Origin of the sequence: Neobacillus sp. GCM10027624 (assembly GCF_042675345.1) — a bacterium.
Lineage (GTDB): Bacteria > Bacillota > Bacilli > Bacillales > Cytobacillaceae > Neobacillus > Neobacillus cucumis_D.
This window is the reverse complement of the sequence record NZ_JBHTHD010000013.1, coordinates 489,634-516,082: the sequence shown is the minus strand read 5'-3', so window position 1 is coordinate 516,082 and position 26,449 is coordinate 489,634. Positions and strand designations below refer to the sequence as shown.

The window sequence follows — 26,449 nt, the reverse complement described above, 5'->3', positions numbered from 1 at the left end:
TGTTTGAAAGAGCCCCTTAAATGCTTTTGTTTAGGAGGATTTTCGGATCACCAGTTGCGGCTCCAGAATAATCCGCTGTTGATCTCTATCGTTATTTAAAATCCTTTGATGTAACAGACTTGCCGCTTGGGACCCGATTAACCGTGCAAAGGAGGAAACCGTTGTTAAAGGGGGATTATAAAAAGATGCCTCAGGTACATTGTCAAATCCTACAACTGCCATTTCTTTACCTGGAGTGATACCGGAATCCATTAAGCCTAACAATACCCCATGAGCAACTAAATCATTAAAGCAAAGAATCGCATTAGGTGGATTCGGGTGTAGAAGAAGCTTTTGAATTGATTCTACCCCACCATCTCTGGTTACGGGACTTTCGATTATTAAGGATTCATCCACTTCGATCCCGGCACGATTTAAACCATTACAAAACCCTAACTTTCTTTTTTTCCAAGCGGTGGAACCGGAAGAACCACCAAGAAATGCAATTCTTCGATGCCCTTTTTGGACTAAATGAGTTACAGCCATTTCTGCTCCTGCTGTATAGTCAATCCCAACATAGTCGGAGTTTATATCTTCAATTTCTCTAACAGCTTGGACAAGCGGAACATCAAGCTTTTTAATTCTCTCAATGGTTTCCTTTGAACTATCTGAAACAGGACATAAAATTAAGCCTCCAACCCGATGTTCGAGCATTCTTGAAAGTAATTGTTCCTGCTTGAAATCCGAATCATAGGTTGTTCCAAGAAATACAGTGTATCCCGCTTCTTCCAATGTATTATGGACGCCTCTTAGCAATTCCGAATAAAATGGGTTCCCGATATCCGTTATGATCAGTCCAACTGTGGATGAAGTTTGCGAACGCATATTTGCAGCAACCCGATCATAAACATAACCGAGTTCGCGCATCGATTCCAAGACCTTTTTTCGGGTTTTTTCAGCTATATTGGGGCTTCCACGAACAATCAGTGAGGCTGTCGCACGTGAAACACCTGCATGTTTTGCCACATCTAATAAAGTGACACGCTTTTTTTGATTCATCCGATCACCAGCTTCAATTCTATTAGTTACTAATATAAATAGGGGACAATACCATTAATTGTCACTAGAAACTTAATTTAATTATACCTTTGCCATTGCTTTTTAGGAAATGCTATTTATAATCTAAGTTGGACATTTTAACGCAAATAAAAACGGATAGCCTTTTTAGACTATCCACCCATTTTTGGATTACTTGATTCAATATTTTTTTACCCTCTACTATTAGATCGATCAATTTTTTTTGCCGAAAAGCCGCATTCGTTTTATATATATAAGCTAAGCTAGTTTTTTTTTCTCGAAATTTTTTATATTTTGTTCTTGTTCAAAATACTTTTTTGCAGACAGCAGACATCGTCGTGCATGCTCTTCAAAACCAATTTCGTTAACATGTTTAAGGTTTGGCAGTTCAATTGAGCATGGAATTTCCGGCATTCGATTGACTATACTGGCGACATCAATTCCACCTTCACCAATATACGAGCGTTCCTCTCGGAGGATTCGCGTCATTTTTTCCATTGAGGCAGGAATCTCTCTCGTCGCATCGCATAGATGTAAAAAGCGGAACCATTCACGGGGCACTTTATCTAAATCCTCCACCTTATCACCTGAACGATGAAAATGATGAATATCGATCATTAAACCGGCATTTTCTTGCTTGGCGCTATGAAGAACATCTAGTGCGCCAGTAAGATTCTTGATACTGGCGATTGGAACAAACTCCAATTCCACGGTCAGACCAAATGGTTTAGCAAGCTCACAAAGTTCGGAAAAACGTTCAATGGCAAAATTCCGATCGCCCGTCCAGATACTGCTGAGAACATGTTTCCCACCAAGTTCGGCAGCCGATTCCATTGCAGATAGATAGTTTTTAGGATTAACTCCATCATAAATCTTCGCAAGTTCAATGTCCAAAAGCCTAACGCCCGTCTCAGAGAAAGCATTTTTCGTTTGCCGCAGTAACTCTTTGTTTTCAACAAAGGAAAAGTTTGGCTCACCGGGCAACCCCATATAAATGGGACGTAAACTGACAAAATCATAGCCGGCTTTTGCTGCTATGTAAATCATCTCAGGTGGTGGACAGCCGAGAACCGTAAGATAGGCTAAAGAAAATTGTTTTTGCATGTATTTCCCTCCTATAAAAAAGACACAAAAGGCGATATTTTAACCGTATTGTGTCTTTTCAATTGAGAATTGTGCGATTGACCTGACAACCGATAAATGATTATTTTTCTAATTCTGGATCGTAAAACTTACCAAATAATTCTTCATCTGACGGTCTGTCTTCCGGAATTGGAGTAGAAACCCAAGTTGTATTCATATAATGTTTTAGTGCCACATTTTCTGATGTAGCATTGCCGCCCCATGTACCGCAGCCCATTGAAGATGTTTGCGGCATTCCGTTTGTGAATGAACCAGCATTAGAGGTTGAAGTAGGTTGACGAACCATGATCCGGCTGAATGGACCCACTTCTGCTAAACGGTTGATATGCTCTTCGCTATTTGAATTGATACTACAAGAGTGACCAATACCGCCATTTTCAAAGACACCGAACATGGTTTCAAGTGCGTTTTCAAAATCGCCTTCATATTTATGAAGAGCAACTAAAGTAGTCAATTTTTCATCTGCGAATACTTTGCCTTTCCCTACACCATCACCGATGACGATGATGAATTTGCGGTCTTCCGGAATGCTAAAGCCGGCAGCTTCGGCAAGTTTTCGCGGTGAAATCGCAACGGTATCAGGGAGACGATGTCCTTCTTCATCCCAAATAACAACGCGTAGTTTTTCTCTTTCTTCCGTACTTGCTAAATAACCGCCTTCTTCTTGAAGCTGTTCGACCATTTGATCATAAATCGATTCATGGATGATTAAGTTACCGTCTGAAGAGCAGCCAGAACCAAAGTCTTTTGTTTTACTGATCATGGTATTGTGGGCTGCTTCTTTTACATCAGCCGTTTCATCAATAATGACTGTTGCGTTCCCTTTACCGACACCGTAAGCAGGAGTACCGGAACTGTATGCGGCACGAACCATGTCCTGTCCGCCCGTTGCCATGACTATATCTGCGCGAGCCATTAACTCAGTTGTTAATGTTTTACTTACAACCGGCAGGCATTGCAGAATATCAGCCGGTGCGCCTTCTCTTTCAAGTGCTTCTCTCATTAAACGAACGACTTCGTCCGAAGTACCTTTTGAACGTGGATGTGGACTGAAGATGACAACATCACGTGCTTTGATCGCATAAATAGCTGTAACAGCCGGTGTTAATTCTGGGTTCGTTGTTGGAATGAGTGAAGCAATAATCCCCGCTGGTTTACCATATTTTTTGATACCTTTTTCAGGGATTTCTTCGATCACTCCAACACTTTTTTCACGAAGGGCATCTCTTAGTACACCACGAATTTTCATTCTTTTTCCTACACGGCCAACAGGATCACCTAAGCCGCTTTCTTCAACACCCATAACGGCAATCTTTTCAAAAGCTTTTTTATTTCCCACAGCCCATGCAACTGCTTGGATTAAGTGGTCTACTTGTTCCTGGCTGTAGTTTTTGATCACTTCAAAAGCTTTTTGAGCTTTTTCAAACGTTTCATCCAGTATTACTTTTTGTTCTAGTGTTAATTCTTTTGGTTTGTTAACAATAGTTGTTGACATTGAAATTACCTCCTACATTTTATAAAAATTTATTTTATGCGATTAGGTTAACGCAATTAGATCGATCTAATTCAAGTGTAATTAAACTCCAAGCTTTTGCTGTGAATCTGGTGCTTCATGTAATTGAGAGCATGGTCCAGCCTGAAGCATATAACTCCCGCCATCGTGTCCAATGATTTGTTTGACTTCTTTGGCAACATTTAAAATTGTCCCTAAATCAATCCCTGTTTCAATTCCCATTTCCGACAATGTGTGTACCAGATCTTCTGTCGCAACATTTCCTGTGGCACCAGGTGCATATGGACAACCGCCCAAACCGGTAATCGAACTATCAAAATGAACGATTCCCTGTTGCATTGCAGCAACCGCATTGGCAATTGCCATTCCTCTCGTATTATGGAGGTGCATGGTGAACGTCATCTCAGGGAACTTATTTCGCAGTTGGCCGACCGTTTGATAAACCTGTCTGGGGTTCGCCATTCCGGTTGAATCTGCAAGTGAGATTTCTTCAATTCCATAACCAATGTACCGTTCGACAATGTCGCCCAGCCGATTGATTGGTACTTTACCTTCGAAAGAACAGCCAAAAGCAACTGAAATGGATCCCCCAACTTTCACATCATGTTTCTCTGCTAATTCAATAATCGGTGCAAAACCCTCCATCGCTTCTTTCGTTAAACAGTTTGCGTTTGATAGGCTATGAGAATCAGATGCAGACAGCATTAATTTCAATTTCTTAATTCCTGCATCTATGGCGCGCTGGGCACCTTTTGCATTTGGAACAAGCGCACGGAACTTAATTCCGGTCAGTTCTTGTGACTGTCTTACCACTTCTTCGGCATCCTTTAACTGGGGGATTGCCTTTGGGTGAACAAAAGATGTAATTTCCATTGATTGAATACCAGTGGTTGCAAGTTTTTTTATAATCGCAATCTTCTTCTCAGTTGGAATCCATGTTTTCTCAGCCTGAAAGCCATCTCGTGGTGCTACTTCACAAATAACCACTTTCGAAGGAAGCTGCATATTGGTTGAAAAACTCATTAAATCACTTCTTTCCTATTTTATAATAATCGTATTTCTCAATCACACAGATACATGGTGCACTTTTTTGTCAGGGGAATAAATATCCATAATATTCCAATGTCCATCTGTTGGAACAGGATTATTCAGCATCGCTACATCAATTACAACAGGCTTACCCGCCTTGATAGCTTTTTCTAACGCTGGCTTGAATTCTTCCGCTGCTTGGATCTTAATTCCCTCAATCCCATATGCTCTTGCAATGGCTGCAAAATCAGGTGAATACGGTTGGTCATCTTTTGTAAAAAGAGTTCCTAATGTGGTTCCAAAGTGGGCCTTTTGTAAACCGGCGATAGTTCCAAATGCAAAGTTGTTCATAATCACCCAAACAACAGGAATATTTTCCTCAAATGCTGTTGCCAACAGTGCTGGATTTTGACCAAATCCTCCATCACCTACGAGAGAAACAACTACTTTATCAGGAGCTGCAATCTTTGCCCCTAAGGCAGCTGGTGCCCCAAAACCCATTGTACAGTAGCCCCCAGGCGTAAGAATCGAACCGGCTTCATAAATTGGGAATTGCTGTCCCACACCATTTTTATTCCAGCCAACATCGGTCGTGATAATCGCATCCTTTGGAAGCACCTCACGCACTTCTTCTAAAATTCGCTGCGGCATCATTGGGAAACAATTATCCTGAATATATTTTTGGTTGCTTTCTTTAAACTCTTGGCGATAACAGGCAATCTCCGCTTTTAGTGATTCCAAATCATCAGGCTGATAGCCTTCAGGCAACAGCTCTTTTGCAACGCGAATTAAAACAGTCAATGCTTGTTTTAAATCAGCAACGACACCGATTGCAACTGGATAGTTCCTGCCAATCTCACTTGGATCGATATCAATTTGAATCAGTTTTGTAGGCGGGAAATTAAAGGTAAACTCTGGTTCCCATGAGCTGCTGTCTGCTTCGCCAAAGCGGGTTCCTAATGCGAAAATATAATCTGCACCTTTGCATTTATCATTGATGAATTTGGTCCCCCAGAAACCGGTCATGCCTAATGTCAGAGGATGGTCATCGGAGACAACCCCTTTTCCCATCAGGGAATGTGCTACAGGGATATTTAGAAGATCAACAAGCTCCCTTAACTCCTTGGCAGCATCGGCTAATATAACCCCTCCGCCAACATAGAATAGTGGGCTTTTAGCGCTAACTAAGGTATGAATAATTCCCTTTGCAGTTTCATCATCAATCGAAGGTTTATTTAGTTTTTTCGTATGGTGTTTTACTTTTTCAAACCAAGAAGGATCAAGTTCATTTGAGAAAATATCCATCGGTACAGAAACGAGCACTGGACCAGGGTTTCCGCTTTCAGCTAATTGAAATGCTTTTTCTAAAATTTCAGGGAATAAATGCGGGCTATCCACACGCCATGCCCTCTTTACAAATGGTCGGTAAATTTCATATTGGGTTGCATCTGCATGCAAGTTAACTTCTTGATGTGGATTTTTCCCATAATAATGACTCGGAACATCACCGGCAATGACAACCATTGGAATCGAATCCAAAGCGGCATTCGCAACTCCTGTAGCTGCATTTGTTAAACCAGGTCCCAAGTGACTTAACACAACAGCTGCCTGCTTTTTCACCCGTGCATAGCCATCAGCCATATGAGCAGAAATTTGCTCATGTCTTACATTGACAAACTTGATTGAACTTGTTTCCAAGGCTGATAAAACAGCGATGTTCGTATGTCCGCATAATCCAAAGATGTGTTCAATTCCTCTGTCTTCAAGATACTTGACCAATTGATTCGAAATTAGTTCCTTCATTATTTATGATCCTCCCTAAAATTAATTAAAATTTTCCCATATTGACCTGAAAGGGCGTCACCATAGGCTTTTTCAAAATCCTTTAATGGAAAAATGTTTGAAACAACTGGTTTAACATCAAAATCTTGATCCATTAAGTATTCAACACATTTTTCAAAGTCTTCCGGAAAACTATAAATGATTGACCCTTTTAAGGTAATTTCATTCCTGACAATTTGCATCACTGGGAAAGTGGCTTCAGGCACCAAGCCGATATACACGATGGTTCCACCTGGTTTTACGATTTGAACCGTTTGTTCGGCTGAAGCCCTGGCACCAGCAGCTTCAATGACCACATTAAATGCTGCTTCTGAAACCTCCTCTGGAAGTGCCGTTTCCACTCCCTCAAACTCATTACGCACTTTTTCCAGTTTCTTCACATTAATATCAACAGCCGTTACTTGAGCTCCCAAATATTTTGCTAAGGCAATGGAAAGCATTCCTTCCGTTCCACACCCAATAATACAAACGGAAGTATCTTTTGTTACATTGATTTTTTGAAAGGCATGAACAATTACAGCAAAAGGTTCAATTAGAACTGCCTTTTCACTTGGTAATTGATCTGGGATTGGTAATACATACTTTGATGAAATAGTTATTTCCTCAGCAAAAATACCCGTAATATTAACGCCCAGAGATTGTTTATTTTTGCAAATGTTTTTTCTTCCATTTAAGCAGTTTTCACATTGGTCGCAGAATGTATTTGGTGTAACTACCACTCTTGTACCTTTTGCAAAATTTGCATTTTTACCAGCTTCAATAATTTCTCCGACTAACTCGTGTCCAGGAATAAGCGGGTATTTTGCGTGGCCAAGTTTTCCTTTATATACACCAACATCTGAACCGCAAATCCCGCCATAAATTAATTTGATCTTTACTTCATCATCCTGAAGATTTGTTATTGGGAAAAAATCCTTTAGTTCTAATTCACCTGGATTTTTTAAATATAATCCCAACATCTATAACACCACCAATCTAGAAAATAAAAATTAAATATTAGATCGATCTAAAACTAGAGTAGATCGATCTAATAATACTAAATCTTTTCCCCTTAAAAGTAAGAACATCCTTAGTAAGCGTTATCAATATATTACTTTATTATTTTTTTATTTTCAATATATTTTCGGATATTCACGATGTTTCCATTTCTTAAAATAGATCGATCTAATCTATCGATAAAAGGCAAAAGTGCTCAATCGAAAAAAAGCTATTAAGAGGTCCCTTAACCAATATATCCACAATAAAACGGTACCTATTCTTTTAATTCCAAACGTTGAATCTTGCCAACAACCAATAGTAGTGACAATGCACCTAAAAGGGCAAGAACGGCCATATAAATTAATGCACCTGTAAAGGAATGTGTTTTTTGAACAATAACTCCGATTATAATTGGAGTAAGGATTCCTGAGAGATTAGCAGCGACGTTAAATACACCGCCTGCCAAACCTACTAGTTTTGTAGGAGCCAGATCAGAAACCATAACCCATCCAGTTGCAGCCATACCTTGAGAGAAAAAGGCAACAGACATGATGGCGATCACTAAGCCTGGTACTTGAGTGTAATTGGCAAGAATGATTAAACATGCACCAAATGCACCTGTAATAATTGGCGTTTTACGTGCAACTGTTAAAGACTTACCACTTTTAACCATCCGATCAGACCATGTACCCGCTAATAATACACCAACGCATGCCGCAATATAGGGTAGAGATCCCATAAAGCCTGCTTTGATGAATGACATATGTTTTTCCTGAACAAGATAGGTTGGGAACCAAGTTAAGAAAAAGTATAGCATGGATGCAACGGAGAATTGTGTGAAGCTAATTCCCCAGATTTGGCGATATTTAAGCAGTTGTTTAACCTCTGACCATTTGACTTTGTGCTTTTCAACAGCATTTTCAGCTAACCCGCCGCCTTCACGTATATAATCCATCTCTTCTTTATTAATGGATTTGCTGTATTTGGGATCACGATAAAGCTTCACCCAGACAAAGGTAAAGAGGATTCCTACAATACCTGTTACGATAAAGATCATATGCCAGCCAAAATTCGATAAAATCCAGAATAAAATCGGTGTTGCAAACGCTAAGCCGACATATTCACCAGCTGTATAAACACCTGTAGCCATTGCACGTTCCTGTTTTGGAAACCAAGCGGCGACAACACGGCTATTTGTCGGAAATGCTGGTGCTTCAGTGATACCTAATGCAAGACGGAGACCAAAGAATCCTGCAAAACTTCTAACAAACCCTAAGAAAAGAGTAGTGATTGACCAGGTACAAAGCGATACGGCATAAGTTAAGCGAGGACCAAAGCGGTCTAGGATCCATCCTCCTGGGATCTGCATAAAAGCGTAGGACCAACCAAAAGCAGACATAATCAAACCAAGCGTGACTGGATCTAAGCCTAAATCCTTTTGGATGGAAGGTGCAGCTACTGAAATATTCGTTCTGTCAAGATAGTTAATTGCAGTAATGATAAAAAGAAGTGCTAATACTGTGAAGCGAACCTTTGTTGGTTTCTGCCGTGGTGTTTCATTTACCTTTTGTGCTTCTTGTGCCATATGAATCCCCCTAACAAACTACGATATTTTTTAGATTCAGTTACAAAAAACTCCACCTAAATGAAAACGATTGCATTTTTTTCTAGAAAACTCTTTAAAATTGAATCCCAATTTGTTTTATCAAGAAGACAATCTTAATTATATAAATTATGTAATCTAGGATGCCAACGCCTTAGTTAACGCTTACAAATTTTGATACGAACTACACTTAGAAATTCAATTGGTAATTCCGATTCTTTTTAACCTTCTTTCACTAAACCAACTTTATCTTCCCCCTTTTGTTTCCACCACCTTTCATTATTAGATCGGTCTAATAGATCGATCTAAATTAATTCATATTATATAATAAAACAATTAATTTGAAAATATAAATCATTAATTCTTTTTCGCATTTTTTTTATTTTTTGTTTTATTTAAAAATTCCACCCCCAACCTTTTAACGTTCGTTCAATATACCATTTTCATCTTTATTAAATCCGCTTTATTTTAATGAAAATTCGATAAAGAATAAAACTAAGCAAAAAGGTCAGAAAAGAAAGGAATATTGCAATACTTGAAAACGCAAGAACATAGGCATTGTATTCTGCGATCCGGCTAACGATTCTAAGGGTGTCCACCTGTAAAATTCTAGCACCAATATTAAATAATACTAACACAAAGAAAATCATCAGAAGTCCCTTGCCGGAATTTTGGATATCTGCCTTGCTTAAGCCAATATGTGCTGAAATACAGACAGCTAGTACTAGAAAAATCCAAAACAATGGATTGATTAAATTTTCAGGAGTAAAAATACTTTTGATAATTGCAATATTGAAAACTCCGACAGTTTTTAAAACACTTATATCTAAAGTTTCAAAAGAAACATGGAGATGTATTTCGGACTTTAATGTATCAAAGGATTGCGGCAGAAAAAGGTTCATTCCCAAAAGCAAGGAACCAATGCCGCTAAAGATTGGTCCTAAGCCGATAAAGAAGTTCCCTATCTGTTGATAGGTACTATTGCGATTGTAATAGTGCTCTACATATCCTAGGACACCATCCGGACTATTAAACTGCAGGAATTTCACTCTGGAAACTTTGTGCCCCCATATAAAGCACATGATAAGATGACCGAGTTCATGAATCGGTGTACCAATCCAGGCTGTCCAAAGCACACCTCTTGCTCCAAAAGTCTGAATCAAAAATTTGTTTGAGAATTTCTCAAGAATCCCAAGAATCAACCCGACAATAATAATAGCTCCTACAAGATATAACAGTTCTATAACACTAATGAATAAGGTATATATTAAAGAAGACAGAATATTCATCCTGTTCTGGGACCTCTCAATCAATTTATTTTCCTATCCTTACGGTAAACTTAACCAAATATTTACATTACCTTGATTATTAATTTGTATTTTCTGGTTAAAATGAAACTATAAAGATAGTATGCTTCATAATTTCGAAGGAGGGATAGGGGCTTGCACCAATTTCTGAATGTTCTTTTCCTAACGTATGTCGCCTCATGTTTTTTTAAAATCTTTTATTATTCCTTTGTTAATGTTAAAAAATAACCCATTTCTTCTCATTCTTCAACTTTTTTCACTCCAGTATGACCCAAAATCATTCAAATAATTTTCTGTAATGGTTTGTCCTCCTTGTTGCATACCCTTTTATAAAGGGGGATTGCCATGTTTCGTTCATTTACAACCTTTAAACTTATTCGTTATGCTGTCGCCTACGTATTTATTACTTCCGGTTTTATGAAATTACTGAATGCAGACTTAGCCAATCATTTTATCGGATTAGGCTTGCCTTATCCATACATTCTCCTGAACACTGTCATCCTTCTTGAGATTGTTTGCGGAATCCTAATCATGCTCAACAAGAGCGTTCGAAATGCAGTGATTCCGTTAATCGCTATCATGATCGCTGCTATCATTCTAACCAAAGTACCAACCATTCACACAAGTATTTTACAGTTTGCCTTCAATGCACGCTTAGATATTGTCATGCTAATCCTGCTTATTGTTCTTTATAATCGGAATCCAAATTGAAAAATCCCCCTTTGCTATGGGGGATTTTTTTCAACATAAACCTAGGAATTTCGGGTGGTGACAGGCACCAATGACTTTTCAAGAATCGGCCCATAAGTATCGGTTCGTCGATCTCGTAAAAACTGTAATAGGTTTCTGGCAAATTCGATTTCTTTTAAATTGATGCTTTGAACTAGTATTCCTTCTTGTTCATCTAAGGATAGGATGATTTCTCCCATCGGGTTGCTGATGAAGCTGCCGCCGTAAAAGTTCATGTCTTTTTCTTGACCAACCCGGTTGACTGCGGCGACAAAGACACCATTATGAATTCCATGTGCGGAAATCGCCTTCGTCCATGCAGTCCTTGTCGAAAGCTCCGGATGATCCGGCTCGGATCCGATTGCAGATGGATAGAAAAGGATATCCGCACCCTTCAATGTCAAAATCCTAGCAACTTCAGGAAACCACTCGTCCCAACAAATACCGATCCCGACTTTTCCAAATTTCGTATCATATACCGGGTAACCAGTATCTCCCGGTGTAAAATAATACTTTTCATGATATTGCGGACCATCCGGAATATGATTTTTTCGGGTTGTTCCTAAATGATTGCCTGCTTCATCAAAAACTGCTGCACTATTAAAATAAACTCCTTTTGCCGCCCATTCATAGAATGGGACAATTAACACGATTCCAAGTTCTCTGGCAAGCTCCTGCATTTCCACAATCGCTTCATGATCATGCGGGATAGCTAACTGATAATGATCCACCGAAACCGTCTGGGCAAAATATTGCGCATGATAGAGCTCCTGCAAACAGATAATGTTGGCTCCTTGGGCTGCTGCTTCCCTCACCTTTGCTTTTGCTTTTTCGATATTGATTTCGACCCTCTCATCACACGTCATTTGCACCAATCCAATTTTCACAGTACTCATAAAGAAACCTCCTCAACTATTTCATGGACAACCTTTCCGTCAACCATGGTAAAAACTACTTTTGTATTTTTAATTTCCTCATACGGAACCTTAAAAAGATTCCGGTCAAGGACAATAATATCTGCTAATTTACCAGCTTCTATCGTCCCAAGTTCCTGTTCACGGAATGAGCCATATGCTGGTGCAGACGTATAGGAAAGGATTGCATCCTTTAGAGAAATTCTCTCCTTCCCATCCCAAACTACTCCATCATCATCCAATCTAGTAACCGCCCGATAGATTCCTGGAAACGGATCCAATTGAACGACAGGATAATCCGTGCCAAAAATAACCTTTGTACCCTGATCCAGCATCGTCTTTAATAAATAATTATATTTCATTCTTTCCGGCCCAATTAATTCCTCATAGACATCCCTTGCTGTTACATTAATATGCTCTGGCTGTACGGAGGCAATCACACCTAATTGATGGAAACGTTCAATATCATTCGGATCAATCATTTCCACATGCTCGATCGCATGGCGGGAGTCTCTTTCCCCATTTTCCTTTTGTGCTGCTTCAAATGAATCCAAAGCCAATTGAACAGCGCCATCCCCAATACAATGGAACCGCACTCGGAACCCTTCCTTATCCGCCTCAACTGTCCACCTTTTAATCGTTTCTACCGGAAAAACAGTACTCCCTCTTGTTTCTGGATTATTGGTATAGGGTTCTATTAAATAGGCAGTATAGCTGGTGGTTACGCCATCAGCAAACTGCTTAAAACCGCAGAATTGAACCATGTTACTCTTATGTTTTTCTCGTAAACTTTTTGCCAGCTCCAAATCACCATTTAATGGAGCAACAAAATGAACCCTGGTAGTTAGTTTTCCTTCTTTTTCATAGTCAGCATAAAGTTCAGCTTCTTCTGTACTCATTTCCGGAATCCGCAATAAGTCATGAACCGAAGTCACCCCGCATTTTGCAGCCTCTGTTAAAAAGTTATTTAGCAGTTTCTCCTTTATTTCGAGACTAATAGGCAGTACCTTCGTAACAAGACCAACCGCATGTTCCAATAATAATCCAGTCGGCTCACCATTTTCATCTTTTACTATTTCCCCATATGGCGGGTTTTCCATATTTCGATCGATTCCAGCTAATTCAAGAACCTTTGAATTCACCCAGGCACTATGAAATTCAGCTTGATACAGAAGGACTGGACGATCCGGAATAACCTCGTCCAAAATGAATCGATGCGGTTCCCCTTCCTCCCATTCATTCTGCTCCCAGCTGCAGCCAATAACAAAAGGTTCATCGCTTTTTGAATCGGCATATTCTTTCACCATCTGGGCAGCTTCCTTTGCCGATCTGGCTAAATGAAGTCTGACACTATCATTCAATAAACCTCCCATTAGGAGATGAATATGAAAGTCATGAAAACCAGGCATAATTAATTGATCTTCAAAATCGTAAATCTTCGTCAGATGATCAATATAATCTGAAACATCCTCTGATTCTATGACTTTAACAATTTTGTTTTCTTTTATGAGGATGGACGCTGATACTGGTTCATCCTTGGTACCTGTGAAAACTGCATTCCCACGAAGTACAATGTCTGCTGCGAATCTCATATGAATCTCTCCTTAGATTGTTAAATCATTACTAGAATCTTCTACATTCACAAAATCTAATTGCGGTGGCTGAACACGGAAAAATTTCGTTTTAAACGCCAGATAAACAATCCCAACTGCCGTCCATATTCCTCCCAGTGTCAGCGATTTGCTATCTAAATCACTCCACAATTTTAGTGAAATGATTGCACCAATTAATGGAACAAGTAAATACAAAACAAATCCTTTTAGCGATCGTTGCTTTCCTTTTATAAAGTAATGAGCGATTACACTTAAATTTACAAAAGTAAAAGCGATTAATGCTCCAAAATTAATAAAGGATGTAATCGTGACAAGGTCCGTAAATAACGCAGCTAAGGCAAAAATACTTACTAAGACAATATTGTTAACAGGTGTTTTAAATTTTGGATGGATATAGGCAAAAAACTTTCTCGGAATAACGGAATCTCTGCCCATAGCGAATAAAATTCTTGATACACTCGCGTGTGAAGCCATTGCAGAGGTAAAGGCACAAACAACCATTGCAGCGATAAAAAGTGCATTAAAAAAGGTTCCGCCAATCAATTTAGCTACTTCGATTGCAGCAGTATCAAGATTTTTGTAAGAAGTGAAATCTGGGTGGACTAAATGTGCCAGGTATGAAATGAAGATAAAGCAAGCTCCGGCAAAAAGAGTTACAAACATAATGGCCTTCGGAATCGTTTTTTCCGGTTTAATCGTTTCTTCGGCAAACGTCGTTAAGGCATCAAACCCTAAAAACGATAAACAGAGAATCGATGCCCCTGAAAAAACAGCAATCAATGAAGTATGTTCAGTTGCAAATGGTGTAACGGAGAATAACATTCCTTGCCCTATTCCGCCTAAAAGAGCCTTTACACTTAGGATAACGAAAAAAATAAGGACGAGGTATTGAAAACCGAGAAGAAGCATGTTCATGGTCACTGTTACCTTCGTTCCAATCACATTGAAGACGGTTACAAGAACAATCATGCCAATGATCCAGACACTGAATGGAATGGACGGAAAATAATCTGTCAAGTATAGGGCTATGATCAGAAAGTTAATCATCGGGATAAATAAATAATCCATTAAAATAACCCAGCCAACCATGAAGCCCAGGTGTGAGCTGATCGATTTTTGTGTGTAGGAATAAGCAGATCCTGCAATCGGAAAAACCTTTCCCATTCTTCCATAGCTATAAGCGGTAAACAGCATGGCAATAAGGGCAACTATGTAAGCAGAAGGTGTTGCGCCTTTCGAAATTGACTCAACAATTCCGAAGGTGGAAAAGACGGTCAATGGTGCCATATAAGCAAGGCCTAACAATACAAGATGAAAGAAAGTTAACGACCGTTGTAATTGAACGGGTTTTTGCATCTATCATTCCTCCTTTTTAAAAAGGCTCTGTTAGACCTGGTTGTTGATTTCCGCTCCAGGCACTTCGCTTTCCGTGGGCGGTTCGGTGAGCCTCCTCGTCGCTTCGCTCCTGCGGGGTCTCCCCTGTCCCGTACTCCCACAGGAGTCTCCGTGCCTTCCGCTCCAATCAACGCTGTTCAAATTTAACATTGTCCTTTAACACAGCCTTTTAAAAAATAAAAATGCAATTTTTGTGCCAATCCCGAGAAAGCCATAGGTAACTGACTTTTCAGAAAACACATTATATTTCGAGCCCCTTAGTTATGCGTAATTAAATAATTTATGTAAAAATGCATAATTCCTTTTTTACTAGAAAAATTCTCTTGTATTTGAATGATTTTAGGTACAATCCGTCATTATATTCGGACACCCATTGTAAAATAAGTGTAAACGATTGGAGTGTCAGATATGAATATATTTTTTGAAATACACAGAGGAAATTGATTTATATCGAAACTATCATGAGTATTATGGATATGTTTTTTATTTATTTCAAAAGGTAGATTAAAGAAAAGAAATTCCCATCAAAATTTGGGGAATTTCTTTTTCTATGCAGTACCGCATAAGTATAGCTATTTTAATTTTGAAAAAAAAGAAACAGGTTCTCAAGTCCTGTTCCTCATTCGATTTCATCTTTATCCAAAAATCTTACCATTTCAATGTGATCTCCATAATTTGAAAATCCATTACCAATTAGATCTTTAGGAGACAGCACCTTGTTATTAGTATCATAGGGAACCCAGCCAAAATTCAGCTGATCATTTTTAGATGTCCCCTGGTCAATAAATGAATTCATTACTACCACCCATTCCCTTGGGATTTTCAACACCCCATAAGGTTTGGTCTGAAAAGAGACGTCCTTCTCCATTTGAATCCTAGGTAAATAATTTTCTTTCCCGTCTGTTATAAAAAATCCCCTGTCTCTCAACATATAAAACTTACCATCACCCAATTTACTTTCCGGATCCATATTCCAAGTAAAATAAAACGTTTCCGGATCATCGAGGTTTATCTTCCATAATTGTGGTTCACCTGTTGTATTGATCGATTCAAGTTCCCATTTACGCTGATTCCACGCCCATGAACTTGTACCGTGTTTGTCTCCTTTTGATATATACGGCACAAATACATGTTTTTTATCAAGGGGGATTGTATCTTGAATCTTGCTTGCCGCAGCTTCAGGGAAAAGTTTATTAATCTTGCTAATTAATTGTTTTTTTGCAGGGAATGGGCTTGGACTTTGAAAGTAATACCCATAAACCATAACAGCTGCGAAGACTAATAAGACTAGACTTCCAGCAACCCATAAACTTTTTTTCAACAACTTAATTCCCCCCTTGTAACAACGAATTTTGGGAGCGAAAATAAAGCTGTTCACTCGGTGTAACAATTAGTAATCCCTCACCTTCATTTTTAACATAAACTATTACCTTCAAGCCGCTGCCAAACTTAGGTGAGAAGCCAATAAGCTGGTAAGGAAATCGTTCATATTTTTTCTTTGAATCCATGTTGGAATAAAACCATTCTTCATTATAGATAGGTTCTTGTGTCATGGTATTAAGCTGCTTTTGAAAGCTCTCCTTATTTAGGGAATCATCTTTTACTGGGGAATAAATTTTAACAAGCGAAGCCTGATTAATATTAGAAATATAGGTTGATACCTCGTTGTGAGGATATAACGTTTGCTGAACAGGGATGGCAACAAAAGATGTAAGTAAAAAAATAAAATTCGCCCAAAACCCCAGCCAAGCAAATTGACGATAAATCGTCCAGGAATCTCCCCTTCCTTTTAATATCCAGTATAAAATCCACACCCCAAGCGGCAAAATCGGAAACTTAATCTGAGTCCCAGACATATTCCAATTAATCGTAAACGAAAAAATACCGATAACGATGGCAACAATCGCTTTCCATTTCGTTGGTTTAACAGACCGTTTTTTATACATTTGCAAGGCAATGGTGGCAATGATAGCCCATGCCACTGCTCCCATTAATAAACCGACCATAGAAGAGGAAAAATCAAATTTTATTATGTTGAAGCACCCCCCTATATAAAATAAAGGAATATTTTAACAACTGGTAAAACTACAATAACACATAAATCATCTAGCAATCTATAAAAAATAAGTGCCCCAAAATTCCTTTCGGGACACCATTAGAACCTTATTTCCTCAATTTATCGATTTCATCGGCCACAAATTGCACCTGGGTTCCGACAACCACATGAATATTTTGCGGCCCAACAACGATCACACCTGGAACCCCAGTTGCTTTAATCTTACTTTGGTCCACAGCACTCATATCTTTTACTTCCACCCTTAATCGGGTCACACAATTTTCAACAGAAGTAACATTTACATCTCCACCCAAGCCTTCATAAATTTTGGCTGCAAGCTCTGCAAATTTCCCTCCGCTCATAACGGTCCCAACGGCTTCTTCATCTAAATCCTCTTCCCTTCCAGGTGTCATCAAGTTAAATTTCACGATGATGAAGCGGAATAAGAAGTAATATATTACTGCAAAAACCAGCCCCTGAATAATCAGCATATACGGTTGATTGGCGATTGGAATTTTCAAGCTTAAAACAAAGTCAATCAAACCAGCGCTGAAGCCAAATCCGGCGGTCCAATGGAATAAAGCTGCTACAGCTAGAGATATACCCGTTAAGACAGCATGAACCAAATAAAGGACCGGTGCGACAAACATAAAAGCAAATTCAACTGGTTCTGTGACTCCTGTAAAAAAGGACGCAAAACCTGCTGCCATCATTAAAGAAGCAACTTGTTTCTTATGCTTCGTTTTTGCGGTATGATACATCGCGAGCCCTGCAGCAGGCAAACCAAACATCATCACAGGGAAGAAGCCTGCTTGATACATACCGGTAACACCTTTTACTCCTTTACTCGCCCAGAAGTTCCCAATATCGTTAATACCGGCAATATCAAACCAAAAGACCATATTTAAGGCGTGATGTAATCCTAGTGGAATTAATAATCGGTTGAAGAATCCATATAGACCAGCACCCAGAGCACCTAATTTACTAATCGCTTCACCGAAGGAAACCAAACCAGTAAAAATTACTGGCCAGACAAAGTAAAGTACGAGGGAAATGAGCAACATGGCAAGAGAGGTCATGATTGGCACAAGCCGTTTACCGCTAAAGAAGGCTAGAGCATCCGGTAATTTTACATGGCTAAAACGATTATACGTACGGGCAGCGACAAGACCTGAGAGAATCCCAACAAAGGCATTTTCGATTTTTCCAAAAGCAGGGTCGACTTTAGCTGCGTCAATACCTTGTAACATCGCAACAGAACCGCTTGAAAGCAAGGTGGTCACGACCAGGTATGCCACCAAGCCGCTTAGTGCCGCCGAACCATCCCGCTCCTTTGCCATGCCCAATGCAACTCCAACGGCAAAAAGAATCGGGATATGATCGATGATTGAGCCTCCTGCTTTAATTAAGAAAGCCGCTACTGGACTGCCAGCCCCCCATCCGGTTGGGTCAATCCAATAGCCAATCCCCATGAGGATGGCTGCGGCCGGCAATACAGCAACAGGCAACATCAAAGAACGACCAATTCTCTGCAGATATTTCTTCATGTTAATTCCTCCTGTTAAAAGATTCTAGAAAGCTAACAACCAATTAACATCAAAAAATAGTTTAACAATGAGAAAATATAATGCCCTTTAAATAGTAAATTACCTTAGGTCTCGCTCGCCATGGACCACCCCCTTCATCATAATTTTTACTATTTTATTACTCCGCAACCGTTAAAATACATATTTAGCCAAATTCATAGGGTGAAAGGAAAAAGTACTTAATAGATTTCTTTTTTTGAAAAAAGAAAAGGATAGCTGCAGCCTGCAGCTATCCTTTTCTACATTAAAACCTTTGAATAATCTTCCTTGCCGAATCCACCCCATTTTCGATACAGTCAGGGATCCCCACACCATAATAAGAACAACCGGCAAGGATGATTCCAGGGTAATCAGCCGCCATTTTGCTTTCAAGTGCTTCAACACTTTTTGGATGGGTAATCAAATAATTCGGCATTTGATCGGTCCATTTGGTGATTTCACTGGCAACTGGCTTTGCTTGAATTCCGAGGCTTTTGCGAATGTCGCCAAGCGCAACCTCGAGCAATTCCTCTTCATTCATTTTCTCTAACGAAGCAAATGAAGGATGGCTGCTTTTATAAAAGAGTCTGACCAAAAGGTTTCCGGATTTTGAAGTGTGCTCCCATTTCCGGCTTGTCCACGTACAGGCATTGCAGGACAATTCATCCGTATTCGCAGTGATAAATCCCGTTCCATCCGCTGGAAGTACACTGTCGGGTACATCAAAGCCAAGATACGCACTAATTAACGAACTATTTTTCAATCCTGAAAACCTGCTTTGAAGATCCTGGTCATCGATTAACGATTCAGCAGCCGTATTTGGAATACTTAGCACGATGTAATCCGCTTCGATAATTTCCTCATTGTTTAGAAACAACTGATAACAGCTGCCCTCTTTTTCAATTTTATTGACTTTTGTATTTTTAAAAATTTCAGCTTCATCCAGCTTTTCCTCATACGCGTCAATCAGTGAACCTAAACCATTTTGAAAAGAAAGAAACTTCCTTTCTCCACCTTTAAATTTTTGTTTATTGGCTTCAAATCCTTTTATGATGCTCCCGTATTTTTCCTTATAATCAATCAAATATGGAAGGGTAGATTTGATCGTTAAGTCACTGAGTTTTCCGGAATAGACACCGGAGAGAACTGGGGCAATTTGTTTTTCAACCAATTCTGTTCCTAGAAAATGCTCAAGAAAGGAACCGATGGAATCGTTTTTGGTGAAGGTTTCATTTTTTGTATAAAAGTCCTTCAATGCTGCTACTTTTCCATCTGCTGAAACAAGTGTGCTCTTCGCCAGCGATTCAATGCTTGCCGGAATTCCAAACACAGCATCCTCTGGAATTGGCTTCAATTCTCCATCACTGTAAATAAAGGACCGACCTGTCGCATTATAAACAACTTCTTTTTCCAGACCAAGTTCATCGATCACCGTTATGGTTTCCATTTTACGGGCGACAATGGAATCCGCTCCTGCTTCAATTACAAATCCATCCTGTTTGACGGTTCGGATTTTCCCTCCAAGCTGATTGGACGCTTCTGTCAGAATCAGTCTGACATCTACCCCATTCGCCTTCTTCCATTTATGTAATTCATATATGGCTGATAACCCCGTAATACCGCCACCGATTACTACGACTGTTTTCACTGCTGCCACCTCTTGTAAAGTTCTATATTTATTCCATTACAGTTTATCATATCAAAGGAAGGTAGCCGTTACCTCAAAAAGAATGGATAGATTTAAACTCTCTCCCTATAAAGTTAGCAGGAACAGGACTTAGTTCTAATTCTCTTGCCCAAATGGAAAGTTGACTAATGTGATGGATCTCGTGAGAAATGATATGATGGAGGATTTCATCAAATGTATATGTATGTTCATCCCAAGGAACACTAACAAGTTCCTGTTTTAATTTGGAAAAATCTATTTTTAATAATTCAGCTATTTCTTTTCGGAACGAATCTGATAGTAATTTAACCTTATCAAGTGTATTATAATCAGCAAACCGAACAGCCACATCTTCTTTACCTTGACTGCCACGAAGCCAACTATATTCCACATCAATAATATGAAAAAGAGTATATAAAATACTCCCTACTCCACCACTGCGTTCTTTTAACAATTCTTCTATTGGTAGTTGCTTACACCAATCAAACCATTCATCTCTTAATTGCCAGTTATACTCAAAAAACTTTATCAATGCACTCACTCCCTTATTTAGTTATGTATTCAGGCAAAAAATGAGCTTTGGAATGTCCAAAGCACTTTTTTTTGATATTAGAAGCGTGAAATGAGCGTAAATTTACTTTTGATTAGCACTCGTATTTAAGTGAATTGCTATGTTGCACCCAAAACTTAAAGCATACCTTATGATTTCTTTGCAATCAATTCAATTTCAACCTCTGCATCAAGCGGCAGCGCAGCAACGGCCACTGTCGTTCTTGCCGGAAACGGTTGGCTGAACTGTGTTTCGTATACTTCGTTCATGGCCTTAAAATTTTTCATATCAGTTAAATAAACATTCACCTTAACCACATCATCCGGCGTTAAGTCTGCAGCCTCAAGGACCTTGAATAAATTCAAAAAGCATTGTCTTGTTTGCTCCCCAATACCACCTTTGACCAATTCGCCAGTAGCGGAATCAATTGGCGTCTGTCCCGAAAGATAGATCAATTCACCTGACTCAACTGCATGTGAATAAGGACCAATTGCTGCCGCACCCTCAGCATTATAAGCTTTTCTTGCCATTTTAAAATCCTCCAATCTTTAAGCCTTACTGTTATGAATCTTTTGAATCTGAATTTCGATCCTTTCACTTAGGAAGGTTGAACCAAGGATCAGGATTCCGCCAACTATTTGCATGAGGCCCATGCCTTCTCCTAAGAAAATCGCTGCAAATATTACTGCTGAAATCGGATCAATATAGCTTAATACGGCAATCCTTTGGCCCTTTAATTCTTTAATGGACGTAAAGTAAAGGAAATAAGCAATCCCCGTATGGATAATCCCAATGATGATAATAAATACAATTGAATTTGAAGTAATTCCAGAAAAATCTAAATGATCCTTTAGGAAAACATATGGAAAAAGGACGATAGATGCAACGAGTAACTGAACGAATGTAGTTTCAAAGCCAGACAAGTTTTTAATAAACTTATTGATTAATACCACACTCGCATATAAGGCTGCTGCTGATAGACCGTAAAGAATTCCAGTCACATGGTGGTAATTCTCCCCGCCATCATCTCCCCCAATATTTACTACAAGGAACAAGCCAATCATCGCCGCGATGATGCAGCCCACCTTAGCAGGAGTCAGTCTCTCCTTTAATACAAAAGGAGATAAAGCCATGACAAAAACTGGTGCAAAATAATAGCTTAAGGTTGCATTAGAGACGGTTGTATAGCGATAGGATTGAAACAATAGGATCCAATTAAAGCCGATGGCCGCTCCGGAAAAAATCAAAAGCACAAGATTCTTTTTAACCGCTTGAATGGAGGGCTTCTGTTTAGCAATCACTAAGAAAAAAATAAGAAATAAACTACCAATGATTCCTCGCAAGAGTGCAATTTCACTTGAGGATAGATTAATATTTTTCACAAAAATGCCAAGACTCCCCCAAATGAGCATAGCGGTAATTATTTTTAATTGACCTTTCACATGAAACTCCTTTCTGCCATAACGATTGAAGTATTAATTTAAGATTATTCTAATATTTGGAAGGTTTCAAGAATTAATTTTTTCTAAGCCGATAGATCAGAAATCGCTCATTCGGATTGTGTTCGAAAAGCCCCGGTAGTACGATTTCCTCTTGGAGTTCAAATGGGGTATGGTTTTCGAGATAGTAAATATAGTTTTCCGATGGATAATATAGAACTAAATCGATTTCACGCTGTGATTTATCTGCTGAAAGTAAGACATTATTTACGATTTTGATAAAAATTTGAATCGTAAAGGGATTAAAGAAATAAAAGCAATTGTCAAATGGGTTAATCGGGTATTCTTCAGCAAAACAGCAATGGAACTGAATTTTTTCAGTCCGCAATTTTGCTTTTTGCAAATAACGCTCTCGATTCGCAATGGCCTCCTGAAATAACCCCTCGTTCATTTCAACGCCGATTACCGTTGAATGGAATAAATGATGGGTGAAAAAAAGTAGCCTCCCTTTTCCACAACCGAAGTCAACAACACGATCACTGCTTTTTAATTTATATTGGTCAAAAAATGTTGCTAGTGCCTGATAAGGAGTTGGCTCGTATCGATGATAATGAAATGATTTCGCGGGAGTCATTTGATCCGCACCGGTTTTAATGTTTAGTTGTTTGTCGTATAGATGTTCTTTCATGGTTTACTCCTAACGGTTTATTAAGAATATGTATAGTTTACATGCATTGAAAAGCTATTAATCCATTTATTAAAGACATTTTATCAAGTTTCTTCGCGAGTTTTGTCCTTAAAATCCTTTTTTGAAACATTATTTTATGGCTCTTCACGCATTTTGTCCTAAATCTTTTTTAACAGAGTTTGCCCTATACCTAAATTAGACGGCTGTTAGTGTCTCGGCCCCCAAAGCATAACAGATACCCCAATTATACATATCACCGCGCCAATCCAATCATAGTTATCCGGGGTTTTCTTATCCACACCCCATCCCCACAAAACAGAAAGAATAATGAAAATACCGCCATAGGCAGCATACACTCTCCCAAATGAAGGAAACTTCTGAAGCGTCGGGATGATACCATAAAAAATTAACACAATACCACCAATAATCCCATACCAAAAAGGCTTGCCATCGCGGAGCCAAAGCCAGATCAGATAACCTCCCCCGATTTCTGCAACCCCTGCTAAAATGAATAAAGTAATCGTATAAATATCAAATCACTCCTAAAAATCTTGTGCTAAAATAATAAAGAATATTTTCATGTGAACGGTGGAGATCGTTATTTTAAAAGATAAAATCAAAAGCCTCCCAATATCTCCAGGAGTCTATCTCATGAAAGATTCCCAAGGCAATATTATATATGTTGGCAAGGCAAAAAACCTGAAACGCCGTGTTCAATCTTATTTCCAAAACTCAAAAGCCCATTCACAAAAAATTGTAAAACTAAAAAATAACATAAAGCATCTTGACTATATCCTTACCGACACTGAATTCGAAGCTTTTTTGCTCGAATGTCATTTAATCAAGGAAATAAAGCCATTTTTTAATCGAAAAATGAAAAACCCGCAATCCTATACCTATATTGTGATTAAAACGGATAAAAACGTTCAGAGTATAGATGTTACGAATAATCTAATCTTCAATCACAAACACCTATATTTCGGGCCATACATCAACAAGTACACTGTTGAAAAAGCAATCTCAAACTTACAAGAATTTAGGAATATCTTGTGTACGAATCTAACCAAAAGGAACGCACCTTGCCTGAACTATTCATTAGGTTTATGCAATGGCATTTGTCTCGGCCATCCCACAGCCCTCGAACAATACAATAACAGCATAAATGACTTCATCGCTTTATTAAATGGCACTGACCTAAGCATTCTTGGAGAAATGAATGAAAAAATGGTCCAGGCATCCGAAAATTTTGACTTTGAAACAGCCTCGAAATATCGGGATTTTATAGATTCCATCAATTTTATTTTAAATAAGGAAAAAGTAATCGAATTTACGGAAGCAAATAAAAATATTGCTGTAATCGAATATTTACAGGATCGCACATTTAAGCTTTTTCTTATTAAAGGAAACAGAGTTCTTTACAGTGACAAATATAGCGTTGCGAGCATAATTGAACTGTGTCCACTCATTAAAAAAGACATTTTGACTTATTTTCAAAAGGGAGATTCAAATGAATCCCACAAAATCAGTAAAGATGAAATCGATGAAGCCCAGATTATCTACAGTTATTTAAAAAGCAGCACCAGCAACCATCTGATAATTCCTGGTCATTGGCTTAATTCAGAAAACGATGCTTTAGATCGTGAAATAAAAAAATTATTAATGGGGGATGAGAGCTAAAACCTATTTAAAAGCTCTCTAACCCCATCTACTACATCAAAAGGCATGACTCCATAATGGGATAAAGTTTTAGCTTTTTCATCGCCAGCTTTTGCATGTAAATAACTTGCCGCAATCATTGCCTCCAGCGGCGTAGCACCTTGAGCGAGAAATGAAGCAATTAGCCCCGTCAGAACATCCCCGCTGCCACCCTTTCCAAGAGCATCATGACCGTACGGATTGATATAAATCTCTCCATCTGGACTAGCAATCACCGTGCGATGCCCCTTCAATAACAAGAAAACATTAAAATCTTTTGCAAAACTTTTAGCCGTCCCTATCCGATTTGCTTCCACTTCTTTTACCGAAGAATTTAATAAACTCGCCATTTCACCCGGATGCGGAGTAAAAATAACATTTCCATTATATTCACGAACGAATTCTAACTCGTTCCGAAGTAGGTAAAGTGCATCCGCATCAACTACAATCGGTTGACCTGTTAACCCGCCAATTATATTCTTTACCCATTCTTCACCTCCGAAAAATCTACTAATTCCCGGACCAATTGCAATACTATCAAACTGCCCCAGACGAGGCTTAATCTCTTCAACGGAGCTGCCTGCGAAATGACCATCTTCAGCAGATAATGGTAACATTAACGATTCCGGACACTGTACAGCCACCATGGGGTAAATGCATTCTGGAATGGCTAATGTCATCAATCCAGCCCCTGAATAGAGGGCAGCCTTGGCGGAAAAAATGGGCGCGCCCACATAATGAAGAGATCCACCTAGAACAAGTGCATGCCCAAATGTTCCTTTATGACCATTTTTCGGACGCACCGGCACTGCAGCTTTAGCCAGTGATTCTGTAATTAGCCTTGGCATATTAAGTCCCAATTCCTCACAAGCCGAAGGAGGCACGGAAATATCTACTGCCTTCCACGCACCAACATACGTGGGACCATCTTGCAGGAAAAATCCCTTTTTCGGAAAAACAAAGGTTATTGTTTTTGCAGCCTTCACTGCTGCTCCTTCCACTTTCCCAGTATCACTACTCACCCCCGAAGGGATATCGACCGCAATGACCCATTTCTTATCGGACAATTCATTTACCATCGAAATAACCTGATTGAAAGGCTCTCGAACAGGTCCGTTCACTCCCGTTCCCAAAATCGCATCAACGATAATGTCAGCTTGAACTAACTCCATCCGAAGGGCCTCTTGCGTATTTTCATGTAAATAGAAAATCGGAAGCCTCCGATTCATGTATACATCAAAGTGGACTTTCGCATCACCTTTTATTTTCTCAGGTTTTACTAACAGACAGAGCAGCGGCTTCAGGCCTGCATCAACCAGTTTTCGGGCAATCACAAAACCGTCTCCTCCATTATTTCCTCCCCCAGCAAGCACAATAATTCTAGGATTTTCACATGGAGTGCCTGCGAGGATTTCTTCTACTACTCTCCCTCCGGCATTTTCCATTAAAACTATACCAGGCACCCCGATTTTTCCCATTGTATATTGATCCATTTGCTGCATTTCCTTTTGCCCTGCAATGAACATTTAAATCACGTCCCTTATACTTCCATTTTTATCATTATAAGAAATTTTTTTTACAATTCATGGTCTCTTTTTTACAGTAGATTTACATCTCTTTAACTATGCCTTAGTATTTTCAATTTAGAATATAGAGTATAGATAAAGT

23 protein-coding genes are annotated in these 26,449 nt (G+C 39.0%); 2 read left to right on the top strand and 21 right to left on the bottom strand.

The window, feature by feature from the left end; translation table 11 throughout:
• Positions 1–30: 30 nt before the first annotated feature.
• The 8 genes from ACFQZ9_RS23480 to ACFQZ9_RS23445 form a co-directional block, all read right to left on the bottom strand.
• Complete coding sequence (locus ACFQZ9_RS23480) at positions 31–1,038, bottom strand: LacI family DNA-binding transcriptional regulator (RefSeq protein ID WP_498945749.1); 1,008 nt, start codon at positions 1,036–1,038, stop codon at positions 31–33.
• A gap of 276 nt (positions 1,039–1,314) precedes the next feature.
• Entirely contained in the window at positions 1,315–2,160 is an 846-nt protein-coding gene (locus ACFQZ9_RS23475; protein WP_498945746.1) for a sugar phosphate isomerase/epimerase family protein, read from the bottom strand.
• A gap of 100 nt (positions 2,161–2,260) precedes the next feature.
• Positions 2,261–3,694 (bottom strand): aldehyde dehydrogenase family protein, encoded by a 1,434-nt coding sequence (locus tag ACFQZ9_RS23470; RefSeq protein ID WP_498945745.1) that lies wholly within the window; start codon positions 3,692–3,694, stop codon positions 2,261–2,263.
• Positions 3,695–3,775: 81 nt separating this feature from the next.
• The gene (locus ACFQZ9_RS23465; RefSeq protein WP_498945743.1) at positions 3,776–4,735 is read right to left on the bottom strand and encodes a hydroxymethylglutaryl-CoA lyase; all 960 of its coding nucleotides are present in this window, start codon (positions 4,733–4,735) and stop codon (positions 3,776–3,778) included.
• A 42-nt stretch (positions 4,736–4,777) separates the two neighbouring features.
• Complete coding sequence (locus ACFQZ9_RS23460) at positions 4,778–6,544, bottom strand: thiamine pyrophosphate-binding protein (protein ID WP_498945742.1); 1,767 nt, start codon at positions 6,542–6,544, stop codon at positions 4,778–4,780.
• Positions 6,544–7,542 carry a zinc-dependent alcohol dehydrogenase gene (locus ACFQZ9_RS23455; protein ID WP_498945740.1) on the bottom strand — a complete coding sequence of 333 codons (999 nt, stop codon included), beginning with the start codon at positions 7,540–7,542 and terminating at the stop codon, positions 6,544–6,546. Before ACFQZ9_RS23455 ends, ACFQZ9_RS23460 begins: the two co-directional genes overlap by 1 nt.
• Before the next feature lie 293 nt (positions 7,543–7,835).
• Positions 7,836–9,146, bottom strand: a complete 1,311-nt coding sequence (locus tag ACFQZ9_RS23450) for an MFS transporter (protein WP_198312046.1) — start codon at positions 9,144–9,146, stop codon at positions 7,836–7,838.
• Positions 9,147–9,616: 470 nt separating this feature from the next.
• Complete coding sequence (locus tag ACFQZ9_RS23445; protein WP_498945739.1) at positions 9,617–10,453, bottom strand: hypothetical protein; 837 nt, start codon at positions 10,451–10,453, stop codon at positions 9,617–9,619.
• A 363-nt stretch (positions 10,454–10,816) separates the two neighbouring features.
• Between ACFQZ9_RS23445 and ACFQZ9_RS23440 the strand changes: the two genes are divergently transcribed.
• Positions 10,817–11,182 carry a DoxX family protein gene (locus tag ACFQZ9_RS23440; protein ID WP_498945737.1) on the top strand — a complete coding sequence of 122 codons (366 nt, stop codon included), beginning with the start codon at positions 10,817–10,819 and terminating at the stop codon, positions 11,180–11,182.
• A gap of 41 nt (positions 11,183–11,223) precedes the next feature.
• Here the strand turns inward: ACFQZ9_RS23440 and ACFQZ9_RS23435 are convergent, their stop codons facing one another.
• The 12 genes from ACFQZ9_RS23435 to ACFQZ9_RS23380 all read right to left on the bottom strand — a co-directional run bounded on the left by ACFQZ9_RS23435 (position 11,224) and on the right by ACFQZ9_RS23380 (position 23,616).
• Complete coding sequence (locus ACFQZ9_RS23435; protein WP_498945735.1) at positions 11,224–12,096, bottom strand: carbon-nitrogen hydrolase; 873 nt, start codon at positions 12,094–12,096, stop codon at positions 11,224–11,226.
• Positions 12,093–13,706 (bottom strand): amidohydrolase, encoded by a 1,614-nt coding sequence (locus ACFQZ9_RS23430; protein ID WP_498945733.1) that lies wholly within the window; start codon positions 13,704–13,706, stop codon positions 12,093–12,095. The genes ACFQZ9_RS23435 and ACFQZ9_RS23430 overlap by 4 nt, the downstream gene beginning before the upstream one ends.
• A 12-nt stretch (positions 13,707–13,718) precedes the next feature.
• Positions 13,719–15,083, bottom strand: coding sequence for an APC family permease (locus ACFQZ9_RS23425; protein WP_498945731.1), 1,365 nt, complete (start codon positions 15,081–15,083; stop codon positions 13,719–13,721).
• 658 nt (positions 15,084–15,741) lie between these two features.
• Entirely contained in the window at positions 15,742–16,446 is a 705-nt protein-coding gene (locus tag ACFQZ9_RS23420) for a hypothetical protein (protein ID WP_498945729.1), read from the bottom strand.
• A gap of 1 nt (position 16,447) precedes the next feature.
• Positions 16,448–17,113 carry a hypothetical protein gene (locus ACFQZ9_RS23415; RefSeq protein WP_498945728.1) on the bottom strand — a complete coding sequence of 222 codons (666 nt, stop codon included), beginning with the start codon at positions 17,111–17,113 and terminating at the stop codon, positions 16,448–16,450.
• 172 nt (positions 17,114–17,285) lie between these two features.
• The gene (nagE, locus tag ACFQZ9_RS23410) at positions 17,286–18,725 is read right to left on the bottom strand and encodes an N-acetylglucosamine-specific PTS transporter subunit IIBC (protein WP_498945727.1); all 1,440 of its coding nucleotides are present in this window, start codon (positions 18,723–18,725) and stop codon (positions 17,286–17,288) included.
• Between the two features lie 283 nt (positions 18,726–19,008).
• Positions 19,009–20,391: a protoporphyrinogen oxidase gene (gene hemG, locus ACFQZ9_RS23405; protein WP_498945725.1), complete on the bottom strand. Its 1,383-nt coding sequence runs from the start codon at positions 20,389–20,391 to the stop codon at positions 19,009–19,011.
• A gap of 73 nt (positions 20,392–20,464) precedes the next feature.
• Entirely contained in the window at positions 20,465–20,941 is a 477-nt protein-coding gene (locus tag ACFQZ9_RS23400) for a DinB family protein (RefSeq protein ID WP_498945723.1), read from the bottom strand.
• Between the two features lie 167 nt (positions 20,942–21,108).
• Positions 21,109–21,489, bottom strand: coding sequence for a RidA family protein (locus ACFQZ9_RS23395; RefSeq protein ID WP_498945721.1), 381 nt, complete (start codon positions 21,487–21,489; stop codon positions 21,109–21,111).
• A gap of 18 nt (positions 21,490–21,507) precedes the next feature.
• Positions 21,508–22,401 (bottom strand): DMT family transporter, encoded by an 894-nt coding sequence (locus ACFQZ9_RS23390; protein ID WP_498945719.1) that lies wholly within the window; start codon positions 22,399–22,401, stop codon positions 21,508–21,510.
• 73 nt (positions 22,402–22,474) lie between these two features.
• Positions 22,475–23,086, bottom strand: a complete 612-nt coding sequence (locus tag ACFQZ9_RS23385; protein WP_498945718.1) for a class I SAM-dependent methyltransferase — start codon at positions 23,084–23,086, stop codon at positions 22,475–22,477.
• A 206-nt stretch (positions 23,087–23,292) separates the two neighbouring features.
• Positions 23,293–23,616: a YnfA family protein gene (locus ACFQZ9_RS23380; protein ID WP_498945846.1), complete on the bottom strand. Its 324-nt coding sequence runs from the start codon at positions 23,614–23,616 to the stop codon at positions 23,293–23,295.
• Positions 23,617–23,674: 58 nt separating this feature from the next.
• Between ACFQZ9_RS23380 and ACFQZ9_RS23375 the strand changes: the two genes are divergently transcribed.
• Positions 23,675–24,763, top strand: coding sequence for a GIY-YIG nuclease family protein (locus ACFQZ9_RS23375; RefSeq protein ID WP_498945716.1), 1,089 nt, complete (start codon positions 23,675–23,677; stop codon positions 24,761–24,763).
• Here the strand turns inward: ACFQZ9_RS23375 and ACFQZ9_RS23370 are convergent.
• Positions 24,760–26,307, bottom strand: a complete 1,548-nt coding sequence (locus ACFQZ9_RS23370; RefSeq protein ID WP_498945714.1) for an NAD(P)H-hydrate dehydratase — start codon at positions 26,305–26,307, stop codon at positions 24,760–24,762. The two genes, ACFQZ9_RS23375 and ACFQZ9_RS23370, sit on opposite strands and share 4 nt — an antisense overlap.
• Positions 26,308–26,449 lie beyond the last annotated feature (142 nt).

What these genes read in the sequence shown, in the direction of transcription:
- ACFQZ9_RS23440 (WP_498945737.1), top strand. Translation starts at nt 10,817, where the DNA reads ATGTTTCGTTCATTTACAACCTTTAAACTTATTCGTTATGCTGTCGCC.
- ACFQZ9_RS23425 (WP_498945731.1), bottom strand. Translation starts at nt 15,083, where the DNA reads ATGCAAAAACCCGTTCAATTACAACGGTCGTTAACTTTCTTTCATCTT.
- nagE (WP_498945727.1), bottom strand. Translation starts at nt 18,725, where the DNA reads ATGAAGAAATATCTGCAGAGAATTGGTCGTTCTTTGATGTTGCCTGTT.
- ACFQZ9_RS23455 (WP_498945740.1), bottom strand. Translation starts at nt 7,542, where the DNA reads ATGTTGGGATTATATTTAAAAAATCCAGGTGAATTAGAACTAAAGGAT.
- ACFQZ9_RS23475 (WP_498945746.1), bottom strand. Translation starts at nt 2,160, where the DNA reads ATGCAAAAACAATTTTCTTTAGCCTATCTTACGGTTCTCGGCTGTCCA.
- ACFQZ9_RS23460 (WP_498945742.1), bottom strand. Translation starts at nt 6,544, where the DNA reads ATGAAGGAACTAATTTCGAATCAATTGGTCAAGTATCTTGAAGACAGA.
- ACFQZ9_RS23470 (WP_498945745.1), bottom strand. Translation starts at nt 3,694, where the DNA reads ATGTCAACAACTATTGTTAACAAACCAAAAGAATTAACACTAGAACAA.
- ACFQZ9_RS23395 (WP_498945721.1), bottom strand. Translation starts at nt 21,489, where the DNA reads ATGGCAAGAAAAGCTTATAATGCTGAGGGTGCGGCAGCAATTGGTCCT.
- ACFQZ9_RS23385 (WP_498945718.1), bottom strand. Translation starts at nt 23,086, where the DNA reads ATGAAAGAACATCTATACGACAAACAACTAAACATTAAAACCGGTGCG.
- ACFQZ9_RS23435 (WP_498945735.1), bottom strand. Translation starts at nt 12,096, where the DNA reads ATGAGTACTGTGAAAATTGGATTGGTGCAAATGACGTGTGATGAGAGG.
- ACFQZ9_RS23430 (WP_498945733.1), bottom strand. Translation starts at nt 13,706, where the DNA reads ATGAGATTCGCAGCAGACATTGTACTTCGTGGGAATGCAGTTTTCACA.
- ACFQZ9_RS23450 (WP_198312046.1), bottom strand. Translation starts at nt 9,146, where the DNA reads ATGGCACAAGAAGCACAAAAGGTAAATGAAACACCACGGCAGAAACCA.
- ACFQZ9_RS23445 (WP_498945739.1), bottom strand. Translation starts at nt 10,453, where the DNA reads ATGAATATTCTGTCTTCTTTAATATATACCTTATTCATTAGTGTTATA.
- ACFQZ9_RS23415 (WP_498945728.1), bottom strand. Translation starts at nt 17,113, where the DNA reads ATGGGAGCAGTGGCATGGGCTATCATTGCCACCATTGCCTTGCAAATG.
- ACFQZ9_RS23370 (WP_498945714.1), bottom strand. Translation starts at nt 26,307, where the DNA reads ATGTTCATTGCAGGGCAAAAGGAAATGCAGCAAATGGATCAATATACA.
- ACFQZ9_RS23480 (WP_498945749.1), bottom strand. Translation starts at nt 1,038, where the DNA reads ATGAATCAAAAAAAGCGTGTCACTTTATTAGATGTGGCAAAACATGCA.
- ACFQZ9_RS23465 (WP_498945743.1), bottom strand. Translation starts at nt 4,735, where the DNA reads ATGAGTTTTTCAACCAATATGCAGCTTCCTTCGAAAGTGGTTATTTGT.